The organism is Algibacter lectus, from assembly GCF_900112395.1.
Lineage (GTDB): Bacteria > Bacteroidota > Bacteroidia > Flavobacteriales > Flavobacteriaceae > Algibacter > Algibacter lectus.
In genome coordinates this window covers 103,457-124,557 of sequence record NZ_FOLN01000011.1, presented here as the reverse complement: position 1 = coordinate 124,557, position 21,101 = coordinate 103,457, and the positions used below count along the sequence as shown (strand labels likewise).

The window sequence follows — 21,101 nt, the reverse complement described above, 5'->3', positions numbered from 1 at the left end:
TACTAATCGAATTTTAATCGATTAGTATTTCGTCTATAAATAACCAACCTTCGTTGGTATTCTTTTCATTTTTAGAAGTGCTTACTTTTACTTTCACAAATCGTGCAGATTCTGCTTTACACTCTAATATAAAATCTTTCAGTTCAGGTTCAGAGCTATCGACGTATGGTCTTTTAAAAGCAACGGTCTCTTTAAATGTTTCACCATCTTTAGAGGTGAAAACCTGAATTAAAGTTGGGTAGTAGATGCCATTTTTTTGATTTTCCATACTACCAATAGTAACCTTGTTGATTGGCGTTTCTTTTTCTAAATCGATAGTGATTTCGGTAGCAGAATTTAACCAACCTTGCCATCTACCATCTCTAAAGTTTTTAGTACCTCTTAGTGTATTTACTAAATTATATGCGCCAACACCTTGGTACCTTTTATGGTATTCTGTTTGGTAAGTGGTTTTATGAGCTACTGCATTGTGGAACTTCACTGTGTCTTTAAAAACGTTTCCAACTAAAACATCATCTTTAAATAAGCCAGCTTTTACAGCAGTCGTTTTAGATAAAATAATAGGTTCTGTATAATGTTTTGAACCGCTATTTAAAGGTTCATCATTTAAAGCATAACGAATATCAGATACTGTATATTCATTTTGTAAAACTAACGATACCGTTTTGTTTTCAACACTCGTTTCCATTTTAGAGGTTACAATAAATGAACTTTTTGAATAGTTTATGCCTAAATATTCATAACGCTCAAAAGCAGCTGGTAATCGTCTAGAGAAATCGTCCCAATCTCTTAAGTTTTTAGAACTCCAAACGGTTTCGGCTAAAGCCGTTAATCTTGGGAAAATCATATATTGAGAATGCGAAGTTGTTGGCACATGTTCAGCCCATAAATTGGCTTGTCCGCCTAAAACGTGTTTCGCTTCGGCATCGCTCATCGTTTCTACAACTGGGTCAAATTGATATACCTTGTTTAAAGGTGTAAAACCACCACCTCCAGCAGGTTCTTGCTCTGGTGGGCCTTGGAAATAATCGAAATAAGAATGCGAAACAGGTGTCATAATCACATCGTGACCTTGCGCTGCAGCTTCTAATCCACCTTTAAAACCACGCCAGCTCATTACAGTAGCGTCAGGAGCTAAACCGCCTTCTAAAATTTCATCCCAACCTACAAGTTTTTTTCCTTTAGAATTGATAAATTTTTCTATTCTTTTGATGAAATAACTTTGAAGTTCTTCAACACCTTCTAAATCTTCATCTTTAATTCTTTTTTGACAATGCGGGCAGGTTTTCCAATTGGTTTTTGTGGCTTCATCACCACCAATATGAATGTATTTTGATGGAAATATATCCATAACTTCAGTTAAAACATCTTCTAAAAACTCAAAAGTATGTTCTTTACCTGCACAATAAATATCTGTAATTGGCCATAAGGCTCCCGATGGCACACCAATAGGTTCTGCTAAACATGATAATTCTGGGTATGCTGCAATAGCACTAGAAACATGGGCAGGCATTTCTATTTCTGGTATTACATCGATACCTTTTAATTGTGCGTAAGCTACAATATCTTTAAGTTCTTCTTGTGTTAAAAAACCACCGTAAGTAGCTTCATCATCAGGGCTATTTTTAGTTCTAGAATTCCAAGGAATATCTTCTTGGTCTACACGCCATGCACCAACTTCAGTTAGTTTTGGATATTTTTTTATTTCGATTCTCCAACCTTGATCGTCTACTAAATGAAGGTGCAATACATTCATTTTTAACATAGATATGGCATCGATTGTTTCTTTGATATAAGCTGCGTCGAAAAAATGACGTGATAAATCGAGCATTAAGCCGCGATATTGAAAACGCGGGCTATCTTCAATTTCAATATTTGGAATTTCCCATGAAATATCACTCACCACGTTTTTACTTTCAATAGCTGTTGGTAGTAATTGACGTAAAGATTGCACAGCATATAAATATCCTGAATTGCCAGAAGCTTCAATAGTTATTTGTGCATCTGTAACAGTTAATTTATAAGTTTCTTCCGCTAAGTTTATGTCTTCTTTAAAGCTAACAGTATTACTTTTTTCTGAAGCATCGGTGATTGCTAAATCCCAATTCGCTGCTAGTTTAAATTTATCTTGTAATAATGTAGCAGCATTTTTTTGTTCATCATTAGAAACAGCAAACGTGGTGTTTTTATTAAATTCAAAAACGCCCGGATTTATTTGAACCTTTTCAATTTTAGGAATGATATTAATATCAGCTTCCGTATAAATTTTAGGTGTTTTTTCTTGGCAAGCTGTTAGTGTTAATAGGTAAATAGCAGTTGCTAAAAAGGGTCTGTATAATTTATTTTTCATTAGGGTCATTATTTATCTTTCCAAGTCATTTTAAAATCAGGTTTCTCCATTCGGTTTCCGTTATCGGCATCGCAAACTGCGAAATTGAAACCACCACGTAAGCTATAACCACCATATTCACCTTGCTTATTTATGGCTATAAAACCAACTTGCAAATAAGGCATGTCTTTATGGTTTTTATGTTTGTTGTAAATGCGTTCTACAATGGTTTTACAAGCTTCATTTGGCGATAAACCTTGGCGCATAAGTTCTACAACCATAGCGCTTCCGGCCGTTCTAATTACGGCTTCGCCTAAACCTGTTGCGGCAGCGGCACCCACTTCATTATCTAAAAATAATCCAGAACCAATAATAGGGGAGTCTCCAACGCGACCGTGCATTTTCCATGCGGCTCCGCTTGTTGTACAGCCACCAGTTAGGTTTCCGTCTTTATCAATAACAAGCATACTAATGGTATCGTGGTTTTCAATGTTTATTACAGGTTGGTATTTCGATTTTTCTAACCAGTTTTTCCAGGCTTTTTCAGATTCTGGTGTCAGTAAGTTTTCTTCTTTAAAACCTTGGGATAAAGCAAAATTTAAAGCGCCTTGACCAGATAACATCACGTGTGGTGTTTCTTCTAAAACCTTTTTTGCAACCGAAATAGGGTGTTTTATACCTTGTAAAAAAGATACTGAACCACAATCACTATTTTGGTCCATAATACAAGCATCTAGCGTTACTTTACCTTCTCTATCGGGAAGTCCGCCATACCCAACACTTCGAACTTTTGGATCGGCTTCAGAAATATTTAGGCCTTTTTCTATGGCAGTAAGTCCAGATTTACCTGCATTTAGTGCCTCCCAAGTAGCTTGGTTTGCCGCTAAACCATGATTCCAAGTAGAAATAATTAATGGTTTTTTTGCGGTTTTTATTGGCGCTTCTTTTGGAGCTGTTGTTGCATTGGAGGCTTGAACACCGCACGCACTAAATGCGCTTAATGCCACAGAACCTAATGCTGCTTTTTTTATAAATTTTCTTCTACTCGACATAACTTAATAGTTAATTAAATACTTCTGATGATGGTGCCATTAGGAATTTATCATCCTTGTTTGGTGTGTCCCCCATAACAAAAACCAACTCGCCACCTTGCATAATGGTTTTATGAGAAATATAACTTTGATGGATTTTTTTTCCGTTAAGGGTAATAGATTGAATATACTTATTGGTGTCGCTATTATTTTCTGCGGAAACCGTAAAGCTATGTCCATTTTCTAAATGAATGGTTGCTTTATCGTGCAACGGCGCACCAAAACTATAAATACCTTGTGCCGGATTTACCGGATAAAACCCTAAACTACTAAAAATATACCAAGACGACATTTGTCCGCAATCTTCATTTCCGCAGTGTCCGTTAGGTGCATTTTTATATTGAGTTTGTAGAATTTCTCTAACTTTTTCTTGTGTTTTCCATGGTTTGCCAATGTAGTTGTATAAGTAAGCAACATGATGACTCGGTTCGTTACCGTGGGCGTATTGGCCAATCATTCCAGTACTAAAAATAGGAAGTTTATCTTCTTTTAAAGGATAATAAGAAAACATGGAATCTAACTTTTTCTCGAAGGCTGTTTCTTTTCCTATGGTAGATACTAGACCTTCAATATCGTGAGGTACAGACCAAACATATTGCCAAGCGTTACTTTCACAAAAATAAGGAGTGTAATCCTTCGGAATAAAATCTTCTATAAAGGTACCGTTTTTATATTTCGGTCTCATAAAAGTGCTAGAATCGTCGTATATGTTTTTCCAGTAATTAGCACGTTTTGAAAATGTTGTATAGTCTTTCGTTTTACCTAAAGCTTTGGCGAATTGCGCAATACACCAGTCATCATAAGCATATTCTAATGTTTTTGAAACCGACCAATTTTCGTGACTTTCATCAATAGGTACATAACCGTAAGTCATGTAATCATCAATTTGTCTTGACTGATCCATGGCGCTGGCTTTACAAGCTTCAAAAGCTAATTCGGCATCAAAATCTTCAATACCTTTAAAATAAGCATCAACAATTACAGGCACAGCGTGGTAACCAATCATCATGTTGGTTTCGTTACCTTGCATAGACCAAACGGGCAGTAAACCGGTTTCGTTGTAATGCGCTAATAAAGAGTTTACCATGTTAGACACACGTTTTGGGTGCAGAATTGTATGTAAAGGATGTGCCGCGCGATAGGTGTCCCACAACGAAAAGGTATCGTATCTATCGTAGTTTTTGGCGTTCATTATGGTGTCGTTTGCACCTTTATAATCGCCATTTAAATCGCTTAATAAAGTTGGTGCTAACATCGATTGATATAGCATGGTGTAGAAAATAGTTTTCTTTTCAACATCATAAGTTTCAATCGTAATTTTTTGTAATTGTTGGTTCCAAGTGCTATCGGCTTGTTGTTTGTAAGCTTCAAAATCGAAACTAGGCGCTTCCGTAGCAATAGATTTGTATGCGCCGTCAATACTACCTGTAGATAAGCCTGTTTTTAAAACAATCTGTTCGTTTTCGTTAGTATCGAAATCAAGAATTAATTTGGTGTTTATTCCTTTTAATGGCGAAGTTGCAGGTTTGTTATCTTCTAAAAGATTATAAGATTTAAAAGGTTTTGATAATTTTATAACAAAAAATAAACGTTGGTCTCTAGCCCAACCTTTAGACATTCTGTAACCTTCTATAGTTTCGTTATCGACCACTTTAAAGTGAGTGTCTGTAGGCTTATCCCAGTTTAGAGAATACCCTAAATCAATATGAATTTGTGATAAACTATCCTTCGGGAAAGTATATTGATGAATACCTGTGCGTCGCGTTGCTGTAACTTCTGCTTTAATACCGAAATCGGATAACATTACGCTGTAATAACCCGGTGAAGCCGTTTCGTTATCGTGAGAGAAACTAGAAAACGGTTTGAAGTTATTGGCTTTAATTTTTTCTGAAAAACGACTGTTAGTTGGCATGACCAAAATATCGTACATATCGCCGGCACCTGTACCACTAAGATGTGTGTGTGAAAATCCAGAAATGATAGAATCTTGATAAAAATACCCTGCAATTCTATCCCAACCTGGTATGCCATGATCTGGGCTTAATTGCACCATACCAAACGGAACAGTGGCTCCAGGGTACGTATTCCCTGGGCCATCGGTACCGATAAATGTATTAACAAAAGCGGTTAGTGTTGTTGGTTTTGCTTCAACTTGTGTTTCTTTTTTACAAGCATAAAAACAAAGGGTTAGTAAAACGATATAAACACTTTTGTTCATGATAATTTATTCTTTAGAATTTTTAATGACTTCAAATTGTTCGTCAGACATGCTATAATCATCGAAAAAAGCAACACCATTGGCGCCATTATCTTTCGCTAATTGTATAGCCGATTTTAAATCGGGTACGCTTAATTTTGGTGTGTATAAACCGGTATGCAATTCGGTTGGGCGACCTTCTAAATCGTCAATACCTTGTTTTGTTGCGTAACCAATCCAATCTAATTCTTCGTTATAAAAGTTGTAGTAAATCATTGGTAAAACCATATCGATTTTCCATTTATCCCAACGTTGACGAACCATGTGGTCTGCCATTTCAGGATAAGGAAATACAGCTGCACTTAATTTTTTATTGTGTTTGTGTACCACATCATAAGCTTCGTTAACCAAAGATTTAATTTCGTTTAAACGAAAGTTTTTCCACTCAATATCTATAGCAGGGTTTTCCATTTTGCGAGGATCTTTATGATGAAGCGCCATGAATTTTTCTACACTAGCATCAGAATAATCGAAATCGAAATCTGGTAATTCTTCTTCTTGTTTTAAATCGTATTTAGGAAGTAAACCTATTGGTAAATAAATGTCTGGGTAACGAATATAATCTAAGTGTACACTAGCAACACCTTCAACTTTAGACAAACCTTCAACCAAGCTTAAAATGTGTTTTCTAGCTTCTGGATGACTTGGTGATAACCATTGGTAGTAGTTTACGTAAGGACGCTCATCGAAACAAGATTTTCCGCTACGGCTTACCATATACCATTCTGGGTGTTGTAGAGCAATAGAATCGCCTGGTCTGTTTGTAGTAAACATCCATGCGTGAACCTCTAAACCAGCTTTGTTAGCAAGAGGAGCAAGGCGCTTTAATAGTTTTGGATCGGCACCTGTGTTCATTAAAACGGCATCGATACCATTACTTTTTAATTTGTTGAAATGTGCCGTGTATGCAGAGTCTGATTTTTTATGACCAACAGTAATCCAGTTCCAATATTTAAATTTTGCTGGAGCTTCAATAGTTGCCGTTTCAGTTTCGCTTGCTGTTTCAGTTTTTACTGTTTTATCGCAAGATACCACACTTAATAGTAGGCTTAAAAATGCTATTTTTAATACGTTCATGAGTTATTATTTTGATATAAATTTTCCATCTTCTGTAACGGTGAGTACCTTATTTGTGAACGGACTTTTAACTGAAATATTCCATCCGGTACTGTGCATTTCTAAAGTTGGTGTTATTAATTTTTTGTCTATTTTTATTTCTGAAGTCGTTAAATCTTCTATGGAAGTAAAATAGGTTTGATTTTTTTTGAAATGTGCGGTTTGTATGCGATACAGTTTATACAACTCCCATTTTAGTTTATCATCTTGAGGAATGGTAAAAGTATTTTCTGTTTTTGGTGCTTCCGAAGAAAATAAAACATAAGCCCATTTTTCGGGTTCATGCATATTTATAACACCCATTGGCGACCAGACCCAGTTGTATTCGTGCAACAATTTGCCGTTAGCGTCTTTTTTTCTTTCGTATTTGCCATTGGTAATTTGATGATCCCAATTGACTCTAGAAAAATTGACACGCCAAAATTGATCGGTAGGCACATTTTTATGAAAATAACCTGTTTTATAAGCTGCCCAAGGAATAGCAATTTCTAGAACCCAACCTTTGTCGATATCGTTTGGGTTATTGATGGTACCGTTAACTTTTACAGCAGATTTTAAACCAGTAATATTCCAGTCGTTTAGCACCACGTTGTTGTTTCTATATGGTTTGCTTACAAATAAATCCCAAGCGGTGTTTAGTGCGTTTATCTCAAGCTCGTAGTAATTATGAGTATCTCCAGTTGGATCTATAAAAATTTCAAAGTCATTATTATGAAAAATAATGGCATCGCGCTTCGTGATATCACCCCAAACATGTGGCTCGTCCATTTTGGCTAAAACATAGAAATAAGTATCATCCCAAAGCATTTTTACTTCTGTTTTATACTTAGGTTGTTTTTTGCCTTCAATATCAATAAACGGGTTGGTCCAAGCGACTTTGGTCCAAGCATCTTCGTTAAATTCACCATCAATAGTTATAGCTTCCGAAGTTTTATAAGCGGTATACGTTTCGGGAATAGTGGTTGTTTCTTCTTGAGCACAACTTAAAGCCGAAATGCTACAACTTAATAACCATAAAAATGTGACCTTCAACTTCATCTGTATCGCTTTATAAACTGTTGTTTTTTGTAAATTCTACCACTTCGCTTAATTTTCCAAAAGCTAAAGCGACTACTGTATCTGCAGCGCCATAATATACGGCCAATTTATCTTCTTCTGTATCATGTAATGCTGCACATGGGAATACCACATTTGGTACATCGCCTACTTGCTCGTAAATTTCGGCAGGACCTAATAAATAAGGTTGTGTTCTGTATTTAACTTGGTCTGGAGCGTCTTCTTCTAAAAGCGCAGAACCCATAGCATATCTAAACCCGTTACAAGTATTTATAACACCATGGTAAAGCATAAGCCAGCCTTCATCGGTTAAAATAGGGATTGGGCCAGCACCAATTTTGGTACATTGCCATGCGCTATCTTCAAAGTTTGTGGCTTTCATAACGCAACGATGTTCGCCCCAATATTTCATGTCTGGACTGTAACTAATATAAATATCACCAAAAGGCGTGTGGCCATTATCACTTGGTCTGCTTAACATCGCAAATTTCCCGTTTATTTTCTTCGGAAACAAAACACCATTTCTGTTGAACGGTAAAAATGCGTTTTCACATTGAAAAAACTCTTTAAAATCGAAAGTATATCCAATACCGATGGTTGGGCCATTATAACCATTACACCAAGTAATCCAATAACGATCTTCAATAAAAACAACACGTGGGTCGTATTTATAATCAGAATCTATCATTTCGGTATTTCCGGCCTGCATTTTAATAGGCTCATGTTCGATATCCCAATTGATGCCGTCTTTACTGAAACCAGCAAAAATATTCATTTGTACTGCTTTGTTATCACAACGGAAAACACCAGCAAAACCATCTTCAAAAGGCACAACGGCACTATTAAAAATACTATTAGACGATGGAATGGCATACCTATCTATAATAGGGTTTTCGCTATAACGCCACATAACATCATTACAATGACTAGGTTTTTCTTGCCAAGGGATTTGTTTCATTCTTTTCAACTTTTGAGTTAATTGTTATTCGTTAGATAAATCTTCGGTGTCTGGAATTTGACGGACTTTATCTAACCATGTAAATTTTAAAATAACCGATGTGATTATAAAAATAAGCAATGCTATTAAACTTTTAGGGTAATCTCTAATCATAAAGTAAATTGGCAGTAAAACCATACTCGATTGCCAGATTATACCCACTAGACAATTTAACATATCGGCTTTAAAATCTGTGTTTTTAGTGACCTCAGGTTCGTCTATTTTTAATGCTTTATAAACCGGATGCCACCAACCCCAAGGGCGAACGTTGTTGTAGAACGCTTTTAAGGTTTCCATATTGGTTGGCGCTGTTAAATAGGTACCTAAAAAAGACCCCAATAACGACACGGCGAAGATAATTGGAAATATGTAAATAACATCAATGTGTGCACAGTGGTATAGCCAAGAACCGACTTCGAAATTCGATTTATTCATGTCTAATAAAAACTGAATAGTCGCAATAATTAAGCCAGAAGTCATACCCCAAAAGTAGCCCCAACCATTAAAACGCCACCAAATCCATTTTAAGAAATTCGATGCTACGTAACCGCCATAAAGCGCACTAGTAATCCATAAGGTTATTGCGTTAATAGATTCGGCAAAAAAGCCCATAGTAACACCAAGAATAACAATAGCAAAAGAGGTGATATGACTGGCTTTAATATAATGTGATGGTTCGGCTTCTGGTTTTACGTATTTTTTGTAAATATCGTTAACAACATAAGCCGGTCCGGAATTTACAAAGGCTGAAAAAGTTGACATAAACGCAGCTAAAAGCCCAGCAAGTAATAAACCTTTAATTCCAACAGGAACGTGGTTGTTAATTACGGTAGGTAATATAATTTCTAAATCGTCTAAGCTTAATGTGGGTGAAGCTGCCAAAGATGGCGCTAAGTATACTAAAGCTAAAACAACAATACCTGCAATAAGTAAATAGCGCGGAATAAATAAAATAAGGTTTGTAAAACCACTCATGTATGCGGCTTCTTTTACCGAGCGTGTCGATAATATACGTTGCATATCGTAACTTGGTGTTGGGCCAGCAATACTTGCAAAAAAGCCTTTAAACAAGCACATGCCAATAAAAGCACCGAACATTTTGTAACCTTGTGTGTCTACCAAATCGTTGAATGCAGTGAGTTTTCCGGTCCAAGAGCCTTCAATAGAATTTCCGAAGAAAATAGTACTCCATTCCGTAGAAATGATATTATTTATTTCCACATCGGATACCGAAACGAAAGCATAAATAGCAATTAATACACCTGATAAAACCATGATGCCGTATTGTAAAACTTCGGTAGCAACTACCGAAAACATACCGCCTTTAATGGTGTAAATAGTGGTTAAAAATATAATGATTAATGCATAACTCTGACTTGAAGTTAGTAGCACAGCATCGTTTAAAATAAAAGGAATATCCCAGGGTAAAATAACCGACATAAATTTACCAACACCTTCAAAGAAGTAAGCAATAAAACCTACGGAAGCTACAATAGCAAATATAGCCACAATTAGGTGTGAAGCTCGGCCAGCTCTATCATCGCCAAAACGTGTTAATATCCATTCTGAACCCGTCATGATGTTAGAACGTCTAATCCAAACGGCAAGGAAAACCATGATGAAAATTTGATTCCATATTGGCCACATCCACATAAACATGAAACTTTTGGCACCATATAAAAAGAGTAAACCAACCATCCAGGCGGTACCCGAAACATCGAACATTCCGGAGCCATTACTAAGCCCTAGGTAGTACCATTTTATACTTTTTCCTCCTAAAAAATAAGAGTCTAAACCTTTTGATGCACGTTTAGATATCCAAATACCAACACCGAGGGTTAATAGGATATAGAGTACAATTATTATTACATCTATACTATGCATTATTTTGCGTTGTTTGTGTTAATTCCCCACGATTTGTTTGGTGTATTTCCCATTGTGAAATGAAGTGTTCCACCTTCTAAAAGGGTTTTGTGAGAAATGAGGGATTGATTGAAAGGACTGCCATTAAGAGTGGCAGATTGTATGTAAATATTTTCGGCTGAAACATGTTCTGCTTCAATAGTAAAACTTTTGTTTTCTGAAAGATTAATGATCGCTTTATCAAAAATAGGGCTTCCAATTTCGTATTCGGTAGAAGCCGGATTCATTGGGTATAAACCAATAGAACTTAAAGCATACCAAGCACTCATTTGTCCACAATCTTCATTACCACTTAATCCGTTAGGTGTGGTGTTGTATTGCGTGTCTAAAATATAGCGCGACCAATATTGTGTGCGCCAAGGTTTATCGGCATGATTAAACATGTAAGCAATATGATGACTCGGTTCGTTTCCATGAGCATATTGCCCAATTAAACCAGAAATATCAGCAGATGTATTACTTCCTGTAATTTCAGAACTTTCAGTAAATAATTGCTCTAAGCGGTCGGTAAATATATCGTTACTGCCGTGTAGTTCAATAAAGTTTTCTACGTTGTGTGGTACAAACCAACTGTGTTGCCAAGCGTTACCTTCTGTATAATCTGTATGTTCTCTGTGGTTAGAATATTTAGGATCGAAAGGGGTATTCCAAGATTTTCCGTTTTCAGATTTTCCTCGCATAAAGCCCGACTCATTATCAAATAAAAATTTGTAAGCTTCTGAGCGTTCTGAGAAATAATTGTAATCTTCTGTTTTTCCTAAAGCCTTTGCCATTTGTGCCACGCACCAATCATCATAAGCATATTCAAGTGTTATAGTAACCGATTCATCTAATAAATTATAAGGGATGTATCCAAATTCTTTATAAAATTTTAAACCACGTTCATCCTGCATCATGGTAGTTTTCATGGCTTCGTATGCCTTTTCAGCATCAAAACCCCGAATACCTTTTAAGTAAGCTTCAACAATTACGGGAATAGAGTGGTAGCCCGTCATGGTGTTGGTTTCATTGCCGTAAAGCGTCCAAACCGGAAGAATCTTTTTAGTTTCATAATAAGCCAACATGGTGTTGGTAATATCTGAAACTTTATCTGGTGCAATTAGAGTAAGTAAGGGATGTTCTGCTCTAAATGTATCCCAAAGTGATAGGGTAGAGTATGCGGTGTAATTTGTAGCAGTAACTATGCTATCGTTCTCTTTTCTAAATTGACCATTTTTATCACTGAAGGTAACAGGCGCTAATTGTGCATGATACATTGCGGTGTAGAAAATAGTTTTTAAAGAATCTATTTCAGTCTCTACTTTTATTTTAGAAAGCGCTGTTTCCCAAGTAGATTCTGCCTGTTTTTTAACGGTTTCAAAATTAAAACCATCGGCTTCTAAATTACCTTTTGCATTGTCTATACTTACTGATGATAAGGCTACTTTTGCAAGTAATTCATTGTTGTCATCTGCTTTAAAGAACAATTGTGTTGCTGTTTGTATTCCTGTGGCAACATTATTTTCAATGATTTCTTTATCTGAAACTAAAGTCTGTTTTGTAATAGGTTTAGAGAATTTAGCAACAAAAAACACTTTTTGGTTTCTGGCCCAACCTGTGCTGTAACGGTAACCGCTTATGGTATGTTCGTCTTCAATTTTTATAGAGGTCTCTGTGGCTTTATCCCAGTTAATCCCAAAACCTAAGTTTACTACTACCGTTTGTGTATCGGCAGGTTTAAAGGTGTATTTGTGGTACGCTGTGCGTAACGATGTTGTTAATTCTACATTAATATCATGGTCTTCAAGAAAAACTTGATAATAACCCGGAGTAGCTTTCTCGTTGTTATGGTTGTAAGTCGACTTATAACTTAATGAATCTCGTGATTTTGGTGTGTTCGTGATGTCTACAGCTTTATTCACTGGCATAAATAAAACATCGGCTAGATCGCCAATACCTGTTCCACTTAAACTTAAATGACTAAAACCAACAGCAATAGAATCGGAGTAATGATAACCAGAACACCAGTCCCAACTGCTTTTCCCGTTTACCGGACTTACTTGTAACATTCCGAAAGGTACTGTTGCACCAGGGTAAGTATGACCATGACCACCTGTACCTATAAAAGGGTTTACATGTTTGGTTATAGAATCATTTTTAGCTTGTTTTTTTTCGGTACTTTTGTTACAACTAATGATTAAAAAGGTAGCGAGAAAAAGTAGAGTAAAGTTTTTCATAAAATGATTTAAGCGGTTTAATTATTTAAATTTTCATAAATTTAGCGAATATTAAAAGTTATTTAGACGGATAACGCATTAACTCAGGTAAACATCAAAAAATACCTCTAATTTTATTTTACTCTCGTGGATTTTATATCAAATCACCTCTACAAAGTATCCTTAAAACATCATATTCTTTTTTGGTTAGGATACTTTACTCTAAACACTTTACGTTGGGGTAGTTACTTTGACGATGTTTCATTTGAAGGCGTTTTAGAGTTCCCTTATTGGTACTCTTTAAAAACAAATACGCTTGGTTTTCCGATACACATGATATTATGTTACCTTAATATTTATGTGCTAATGCCTAAGCTTGCCTTTAAGAAAAAGTACGTATCTTATATTGTAATTATGCTATCGGCTATCTTTATTATGGTAGTGGTAAAGTTCAATTTAACATACTTTATGGTAAATCAAAATGTATGGCCAGAAGGTCCTGCAACCATTACAAATCTATCGTTAAATTATACCATAGATATGATGTTTGGAGAACTTTATGTGGTTACGTTTGTTACCGCCATTAAAATTACTTTAGATTTTTTAGAAGAACATAAGCGTGTTGCAGATCTTGAAAAAACACAATTAGAAACCGAATTATTATTTCTAAAAACTCAAATTTCACCGCATTTTTTCTTCAATACTTTAAATAATATTTACTCGTTATCTGTAGAGAAATCGAAAAAAACGCCAAAAATCATTTTAAAATTGGCAGAATTGATGAGATATCTGCTTTATGAAACAAAAAATAAACGCCAATCTTTAGAAGCCGAAATTCTTTGTATTCAAAATTATTTAGACCTAGAACGCGTTAGGCATAATGATCAATTAGAGATAGATATGTCTATTTCTGGAGATATTTCCGATAAGGAAATTGCACCTATAATATTGCTTTCTTTTATAGAAAATGCGTTTAAACATGGTGTACACAAAAATATAGGAGAAGTTAAAATTGAAATTGATTTATCTATTAAAGAAGATTTTCTGTATTTTACGATTTCAAATCCTATGCCTGTAATTACAGAGTATCAGGAAACGTTTTCTGAATCTAGTGGGATTGGTTTAGAAAACGTGAAGAAACGATTAGCATTAGGCTATGAAAAAAATGATTATAAATTAGATATTAAAAGTGATGATGACATGTTTGTTGTTAAGCTTAAAATAAAAGTCTCTTAAAACTAATACAAACTCATGAAGGTAAAATGCTTAATAATAGACGACGAACCTCTTGCTATAAATGTCATTAAAAACTATTTGGAGCAAATAGAAGATTTTGAACTTATTAATACATTTAGTAATGCTATTGATGGTTTAAATTTTTTAAAGAGTAACACGGTAGATGTTATATTTTTGGATATTAACATGCCTGTACTCGATGGTTTAAACTTTATTAAGAGTTTAGAGAATCCGCCACTTTTAATTATTACAAGTGCTTATGATGAGTTTGCTGTAGAAACCTACGAACTAGATGTTCTAGATTACCTTATTAAACCTATAGAATTTCCGAGGTTTATGAAGGCCTTAAATAAGGTGAATAGGAGGTTAGAGAATAACAAAGTAATAGTAGATACCTCTAAAGATAGACCATATATCTTTGTTAAAATTGATAAGAAGAAAATGAAAAAAATCTTTTTAGATGAAATCTTAACCGTAGAATCTTTAAAAGATTATTTAAAAATAAATACCCTTACGGGGAAATATATTATCCACAGTACATTATCAGATTTTACTAATTTATTACCTTCTAATGATTTTATTAGAATTCATAGATCTTATACCGTAGCTATTGATAAAATTGATGCTGTAGAAGGCAATAGTGTAGAAATAGAAGGGCTTAGGTATGTAATAGGAAGGTCTTATGTTGAAGAAGTTAAACAAAAAATATTGAACTCCTCTATATAAGACCTTGGTTGGTTTTATTTGCTATTAATAAATCCTAAAAATGATAACGTTTAAAGGCTTCAATAGCTGCATAATCAGCTAAGCCTAAATCGTTGTATTTTTTTGCTGTTAGTCTATTTCTATCTTCAACTCTTACCCAAAATTCTCTGTTATCGTCTCCTTGAAACATAACACCATCCTTTTGCGATTGGTGATAAAATATAGCATGTCTTTTTCTTAAAACTTGGTCTGGACTCATTGGTACAGCCATTTCAATCTCGTAAGATTCCCATTCGTGCCATGCACCACGGTATAACCAAACCCAGCAATCGTCCATATAGCTATTGCTTTTTAAAGCTTTTAAGGCTATAAAAATGGCGTCTAAACAAACTTTGTGAGTACCATGTGGATCGGCTAAATCGCCGGCGGCATATATTTGGTGAGGCTTAATAGTGTCTATTAATTCGCATACAATGGCAATATCATCTTGACCTAAATTATTCTTTTTTATAGTTCCTGTTTCGTAAAAAGGAAGGTCTAAAAAGTGAACGTGGTCATCGTCTAATCCAAAGTAGCGTGTAGCTCCAAGAGATTCACTTCTTCTAATAAGTGCTTTTAGTTTTCTTACTTCAAGAGAGTCTATTTCATTACCTGTTTTATCGTTTAGGTAATCTATAATAGCTTGAGGTTCTTTAGCATCTGCGTTAAATGTTTTTGCTATTTCAGCAAATTTTAAAGCTTCTTCATCAGAAACAGCAATGTTTCCAGAGGTTTGGTATGCAATATGCACATCGTGTCCTTGCTGTACTAATCTATCGAAAGTACCGCCCATAGAGATAACATCATCATCTGGATGTGGACTAAAAATAATAACACGTTTTCTTTCTGGAGTTGCTCTTTCTGGACGATTAGAGTCGTCTGCATTAGGTTTTCCACCTGGCCAACCAGTAATGGTTTTTTGCATTTTATTAAACATTTTAATGTTTAAATCGTATGCAGAACCTTCTTCAACTAACAAATCGGACATGCCGTTATCGTTATAATCTTTGTCGGTTAATTTCAAGAAAGGTTTACCTGTTAATTGGCTTAACCAAACAACAGCTCTAAGTTCTAACTCTTCGGTCCATTTACAAGACGCTACTAACCATGGTGTTTTAACACGAGTAAGTTCTGCCGCTGCACCTTGATCTAGAACAAATGTAGTATTATCATGTTCTTGTAAGTATGTTGCAGGAACTTGCCCTGTAATTTCACCTTCAATAGTTTCTTTTAAAATACTAGCTTTATTTAAACCCCAACCTAATAAAACAATACGCTTAGCACTTCTTACGGTACCAACACCCATTGTAATAGCTTTTCTAGGCACATTATCGATACCTAAGAATGAAGGTGCCGCATCGGCTCTTGTAATGTGATCTAAAATAATGCTTCGTGTTCTAGAATTAAAGTGCGATCCAGGTTCGTTAAAACCAACATGACCTGTTCTACCTATACCTAGTAATTGGAAATCTAAACCTCCAAGTTCTGTAATTTTGTTTTCGTAATCAATGCAATATTGATGTAAATCTTCTGGGCTTACTGTACCATTTGGAACGTTAACATTTTCAGGAAGAATATCAACATGATTAAACAAATGCTCGTGCATGAAGTAATAGTAACTTTGGATGTTGTTTTTATCCATTGGATAATATTCATCCAAATTAAAAGATACCACGTTAGCAAAACTTAAACCTTCTTCTTTGTGCATTCTTACAAGTTCTTCGTAAACTTTTATAGGCGAAGACCCAGTTGCAAGACCTAAAACACAAGGTTTGTTTGCTGCGCTTTTTTCTTTAATTAAAGTAGCTATTTCTTGAGCAACGATAATTGAAGCATCTTGCGAAGATTCGAAAATAACATTATGTATTTTCTCAAAACGTGTTTCTTCAAATTTACCGGCTTCTCTGTATTTAATTGGTTCTGTTTGCATATTACGTGTAATTTGTCCTTAGTTATCCAAAACTATCTTTTTATTGTTTTAATGTCTTAAAATTTCGACCAGTAACTTCTAGTTATAGACAAAAAAATCAGTTGAGTGACGTGTTTATTTGCTAAGCGCTTATTTTTCGGTTTTAATCTCTAAACTGTGTTTTGCATAATTTAAACCAAGTGCTTCATACCTTTTTGTTAGATGAATAAGGCGTGTTTGAAAATCGTTCCAATCTTTAGTTTCATAGCTAGACCATACTACTTCAGATAACGCTGTAAGCCTTGGTAAAACCATATATTCAACCTGTTCTGGTGTTTTGATGTATTCGGTCCATACATTGGCTTGTGCGCCTAAAATGTATTTTTGTTCTTCTTTGGTTAACTCTTTTGGTAACGGGTTGTAACTATAAACTTGTTCTACGGAAGTGTTTCCGCCAATAGCAAGAGGTTCGTTAGTTCTATCTTTTGTTTGGTAGAAATCAAAATAACAAAAACGAGTAGGCGTCATCACTACATTATGATGCATTTTTGCAGCTTGAATACCTCCTTTTTCACCACGCCAAGACATTACGGTTGCGTTTGGTGCTAAACCACCTTCTAGAATTTCATCCCAACCAATAATATTTCGTCCTTTAGAGTTTAAGAATTTTTCAATACGTCGAATAAAATAACTCTGTAATTCATGCTCGTCTTTTAAGCCTTCTCTTTTAATAATATCTTGAGCTAATTTACTGGCTTCCCATTGTTTTTTTGGAGCTTCATCGCCTCCAATATGTATTAATTTACTAGGGAAAAGCGCAATAACCTCTGTTAAAACATCTTCTAGGAATTTAAAGGTTTCTTCGCTTGGTGCATATATTTCTGGAAATACGCCCCATCTTTTTCCAACTTCATATTGTTCGCCTGTGTTTCCAAGTTCTGGGTAAGCCGTAATGGCAGCAAGAGAGTGTCCTGGTAATTCTATTTCTGGAATTATGGTAATGTGTCTTGTTTCCGCGTAAGCGACAACCTCCTTAATATCTTCTTGAGTGTAAAAACCACCGTAAGGTTTACCATCGTATTTCACGTCTGGTTTATTCCATGTGTTGCCATGACCAACAATAGTTTCTTTTCTAATGCTACCAATAGAAGTAAGTTTTGGATATTTTTTTATTTCTATACGCCATCCTTGATCTTCGGTTAAGTGCCAATGAAAAGTGTTCATTTTGTGCATGGCCAATATGTCTATGTATTTTTTAACGAACGATACTGGGAAAAAATGACGAGCAACATCTAAATGCATGCCTCGGTAAACAAATTTTGGACTATCGACAATACTTGTTGCAGGAATTGAAACTTCTGTTTGAGTGTTACTAGCAGTTGCAGGTAAAGGAATTAACTGACTTAAGGTTTGAATTCCATAAAACACACCAGCGCTTGTTTTACCAGTAATTGTAATTTGATTGTAGCTTACAGAAAGGGTATAACCTTCATTGTTTTCTATGGTTTCATCTAGCTTTAATAGAATGTTTCCTTGGGTTTCTTTAGAAAAAGGAATGCTTTTACCAGAAACAGTACTTAGCATTTCAGAAAGGTATTGTCCTTCATTTTCTAATGCCGTTTCTGCAGTAATTACAGTGTTTTTATCTAGCAAAAATCTGCCTTCGGAAATTTTTAAAGATGTAGGTTTTGGAATAATGTGGTAATCTGCTTCGGCATTGATGACCTTTGCGTATTTGTTTGAACAGGCTGAAACAATGATGCACAGCGCAATTAGTAGAGTGTTTTTCATTATGAGTGTGTTGTTAGTATTAATTTTTTAAAAAACAATAAGTTCGTCGATTAGAATTAGCGAAGCGTTACCAGCTCTGCGATGCCCTTCTGGTATTGGATTAACGCTTTTAGCTTTAACTTTTATGGCTTTTACTTGTGTTTTTTCGAATTCTATAGTAGATTTTACTTTGTTTCTGCCTTGAGTATGGCTGGCTTCTAGTTGTTTAATTTCGCCTAGTTTGGTAAAGGTTTTGCCGTCTTTAGAGCCATAGATTTCAATGTATTCGGGAACATAAACGCTAGAGTTTGTAAACCTAAGACTTGTAACTTCTAGAGATTGAATGTCTGTAAGTTTTTCGAAGATTAAATCGACATCTAAATTACCTCTTATGTTTTGCCAATTACGATCGCCACGGTTTAATTTTCCGAAGTTTAAATCTATGAGCTTGTTTGTTTCTTTTGCACCGGTAATTTTTGGTGTATTATAAACAACTTTGGCGCCAACGGCTTTATGTATAGGAAAGGTTTTTTCTGAAATATTGCCTATTTGTTCTTCTTTATAAAAAGTGGTTGCTTTTAAAGTGGTTGTATTTTGAATATAGAAAGGATTCTTGTATTTTATAGAAGTTAGCGAAGGTTCTGTACCATCTAATGTGTAGTAAATATCCATGCCATTAACTTCGGTTTTAAGAGCAATTTCTATACTACCATTTTTTTGTCCAGTATGGTATATTCTAGCATTATAAGCACTTGTTGCATAACGTTCGCCTTTTTGATCTAAACGTTTAAATTGGTTAAGTAAACGGTTTGTAAAATCATCCCAGTTTTTATCGGCTTGACTGGTCCAACCATTTTCCGCTACAGCGTATAAACGCGGAAATGTCATGTAGGTTATTTGGCTCCAATTTCTAAGCGATTCTGTCCATAAATTACCTTGAAGACCCAAAACATGTTTGCCTTGTTCGGTAGTTAAGCTATCGGAAATTATTTTATAATTATAAGTGTCTTTTAAAAAAGAGTAGGCGTAACCAAGATTCGGTTCTAAGTCGTCGTCACCTTGTTTTAAATCGAAATAGCAGTATCGTGAAGGTGTCATAATTACATCGTGTCCTTGTCTAGCTGCTGCAATGCCACCTTTTTCTCCGCGCCAAGACATAACAGTTGCGTTTGGAGCTAAACCACCTTCTAGAATTTCGTCCCAGCCAATCATATTTTTACCGTGGGTATTTACTATTTTTTCTACACGTTTAACAAAATAGCTTTGTAGCTCGTGTGTATCGGCAAGATTTTCTTCTTTCATGCGGAGTTGGCAATCTAGATCGACTTCCCATGCTTCTTTATTACATTCATCGCCACCAATATGCATGTAATCAAAAGGAAATAAATCCATAACTTCACCTAAAACATTTTCAACAAACTCAAAGGTGACTTCTTTGCCAGGACAATAAGTGTTGTTTCTAACTACACCACCTGTACCTACGTAAAAAGGGCCTGTAGAACACGAAATTTCTGGGTAAGATGCAATAGCTGCTAAAGAGTGACTAGGCATGTCTATTTCTGGAATTATCTCTATATATCGTGCTTTGGCGTAAGCTACAATTTCTTTAATATCGTCTTGCGTGTAAAAACCGCCGTATGTTGCTTTTTCGCCAGGTTGCTGTGTTGGGCGTCCCCACCAATTAGAAGTGTTTTCATCTTTATCATTTTGGTTTACACGCCAAGCGCCAATCTCTGTTAATTTTGGATATTTTTTAATTTCTATGCGCCATCCATTATCGTCTGATAAATGCCAGTGAAAACGATTTAATTTTACTTCTGCCATAAAATCAATAGCATCTTTTACTTCTTCTTTTGTGAAAAAATGACGAGAAACATCGAGCATATAACCACGCCATTTAAAAGCCGGTTCGTCTTTAATGGTAACAGCGGGAATTCCCCAAATGGTATTTGTTTGTTTTTCTTTGGAATAAAATGTTGTAGGCAGTAATTGTCCAATGGTTTCCATAGCATAGAAAAAACCGGCTCCTGAAGCCGATTTTATATGTATGCCACCTGTATTTACGACTAATTCGTAAGCTTCAGGGTTGAGAGATTTTTCAGTATAAAAAATAATATCTGCTTGTTCATTATTTATACTTATTTCTGGGATCCATCCGGATGCGGTTTCAAATTTTTTTAAAAAATTGGTTGCAATGGCTTGTTGTTCTTTGTTATTAACTGACACAGTTGTTTTATCGTTAATGATAAAATGTCCGTCGCCTTCTATTAATTCTGCTGGTAACGGGATAATTGCAGTTTCTCCTATTTTTAGTTCTTTTTTATCGCATGATGTAAGTGCTAGTAAGAAACATAATAAGTATGGGGTTAATGTGCTTTTTATCTTTCTAAAAGGGGTACTCATGTTTTTGTTGATGTTAGAAGTTAGTGTTGTTAATCGTTTACTTTTTAGCGGTGTAAAAAAATAAACTGATTTTAT

The 21,101-nt window shown here is 35.2% G+C and carries 13 protein-coding genes; 2 read left to right on the top strand and 11 right to left on the bottom strand.

All coding sequences use genetic code 11. The annotated features are described in order from the left end of the window. Positions 1-13: 13 nt before the first annotated feature. Genes BM246_RS16710 through BM246_RS16675 form a run of 8 tightly spaced genes read right to left on the bottom strand, consistent with a single transcriptional unit; the run spans position 14 to position 12,985 of the window. The gene (locus BM246_RS16710; protein WP_139221917.1) at positions 14-2,350 is read right to left on the bottom strand and encodes a glycoside hydrolase family 20 protein; all 2,337 of its coding nucleotides are present in this window, start codon (positions 2,348-2,350) and stop codon (positions 14-16) included. 8 nt (positions 2,351-2,358) lie between these two features. Further along, positions 2,359-3,381: a glycosylasparaginase gene (locus BM246_RS16705; protein WP_074939466.1), complete on the bottom strand. Its 1,023-nt coding sequence runs from the start codon at positions 3,379-3,381 to the stop codon at positions 2,359-2,361. 10 nt (positions 3,382-3,391) lie between these two features. After that, positions 3,392-5,638: a GH92 family glycosyl hydrolase gene (locus BM246_RS16700; RefSeq protein ID WP_074939463.1), complete on the bottom strand. Its 2,247-nt coding sequence runs from the start codon at positions 5,636-5,638 to the stop codon at positions 3,392-3,394. A gap of 6 nt (positions 5,639-5,644) precedes the next feature. Next, complete coding sequence (locus BM246_RS16695) at positions 5,645-6,754, bottom strand: family 10 glycosylhydrolase (RefSeq protein ID WP_074939460.1); 1,110 nt, start codon at positions 6,752-6,754, stop codon at positions 5,645-5,647. Between the two features lie 6 nt (positions 6,755-6,760). Next, positions 6,761-7,831 (bottom strand): carbohydrate-binding family 9-like protein, encoded by a 1,071-nt coding sequence (locus BM246_RS16690; protein ID WP_074939457.1) that lies wholly within the window; start codon positions 7,829-7,831, stop codon positions 6,761-6,763. Positions 7,832-7,841: 10 nt separating this feature from the next. Next, the gene (locus BM246_RS16685) at positions 7,842-8,807 is read right to left on the bottom strand and encodes a glycoside hydrolase family 130 protein (RefSeq protein WP_042506104.1); all 966 of its coding nucleotides are present in this window, start codon (positions 8,805-8,807) and stop codon (positions 7,842-7,844) included. Between the two features lie 24 nt (positions 8,808-8,831). Further along, positions 8,832-10,730, bottom strand: a complete 1,899-nt coding sequence (locus BM246_RS16680; protein ID WP_074939454.1) for a sodium:solute symporter family protein — start codon at positions 10,728-10,730, stop codon at positions 8,832-8,834. Further along, entirely contained in the window at positions 10,730-12,985 is a 2,256-nt protein-coding gene (locus BM246_RS16675; RefSeq protein ID WP_042506101.1) for a GH92 family glycosyl hydrolase, read from the bottom strand. Before BM246_RS16675 ends, BM246_RS16680 begins: the two co-directional genes overlap by 1 nt. A gap of 126 nt (positions 12,986-13,111) precedes the next feature. Here BM246_RS16675 and BM246_RS16670 point away from each other — a divergent pair, with 126 nt between their 5' ends. Continuing rightward, positions 13,112-14,200: a sensor histidine kinase gene (locus tag BM246_RS16670; RefSeq protein ID WP_042500313.1), complete on the top strand. Its 1,089-nt coding sequence runs from the start codon at positions 13,112-13,114 to the stop codon at positions 14,198-14,200. Positions 14,201-14,215: 15 nt separating this feature from the next. After that, positions 14,216-14,926: a LytR/AlgR family response regulator transcription factor gene (locus BM246_RS16665; protein WP_074939451.1), complete on the top strand. Its 711-nt coding sequence runs from the start codon at positions 14,216-14,218 to the stop codon at positions 14,924-14,926. A 34-nt stretch (positions 14,927-14,960) separates the two neighbouring features. Here the strand turns inward: BM246_RS16665 and nagB are convergent, their stop codons facing one another. The 3 genes from nagB to BM246_RS16650 form a co-directional block, all read right to left on the bottom strand. Beyond that, positions 14,961-16,874, bottom strand: coding sequence for a glucosamine-6-phosphate deaminase (gene nagB, locus BM246_RS16660; RefSeq protein ID WP_074939449.1), 1,914 nt, complete (start codon positions 16,872-16,874; stop codon positions 14,961-14,963). A 129-nt stretch (positions 16,875-17,003) separates the two neighbouring features. Beyond that, positions 17,004-18,644 carry a beta-N-acetylhexosaminidase gene (locus tag BM246_RS16655; RefSeq protein WP_074939447.1) on the bottom strand — a complete coding sequence of 547 codons (1,641 nt, stop codon included), beginning with the start codon at positions 18,642-18,644 and terminating at the stop codon, positions 17,004-17,006. A gap of 27 nt (positions 18,645-18,671) precedes the next feature. Next, the gene (locus BM246_RS16650; RefSeq protein WP_074939529.1) at positions 18,672-21,026 is read right to left on the bottom strand and encodes a beta-N-acetylhexosaminidase; all 2,355 of its coding nucleotides are present in this window, start codon (positions 21,024-21,026) and stop codon (positions 18,672-18,674) included. Positions 21,027-21,101: the final 75 nt, after the last annotated feature.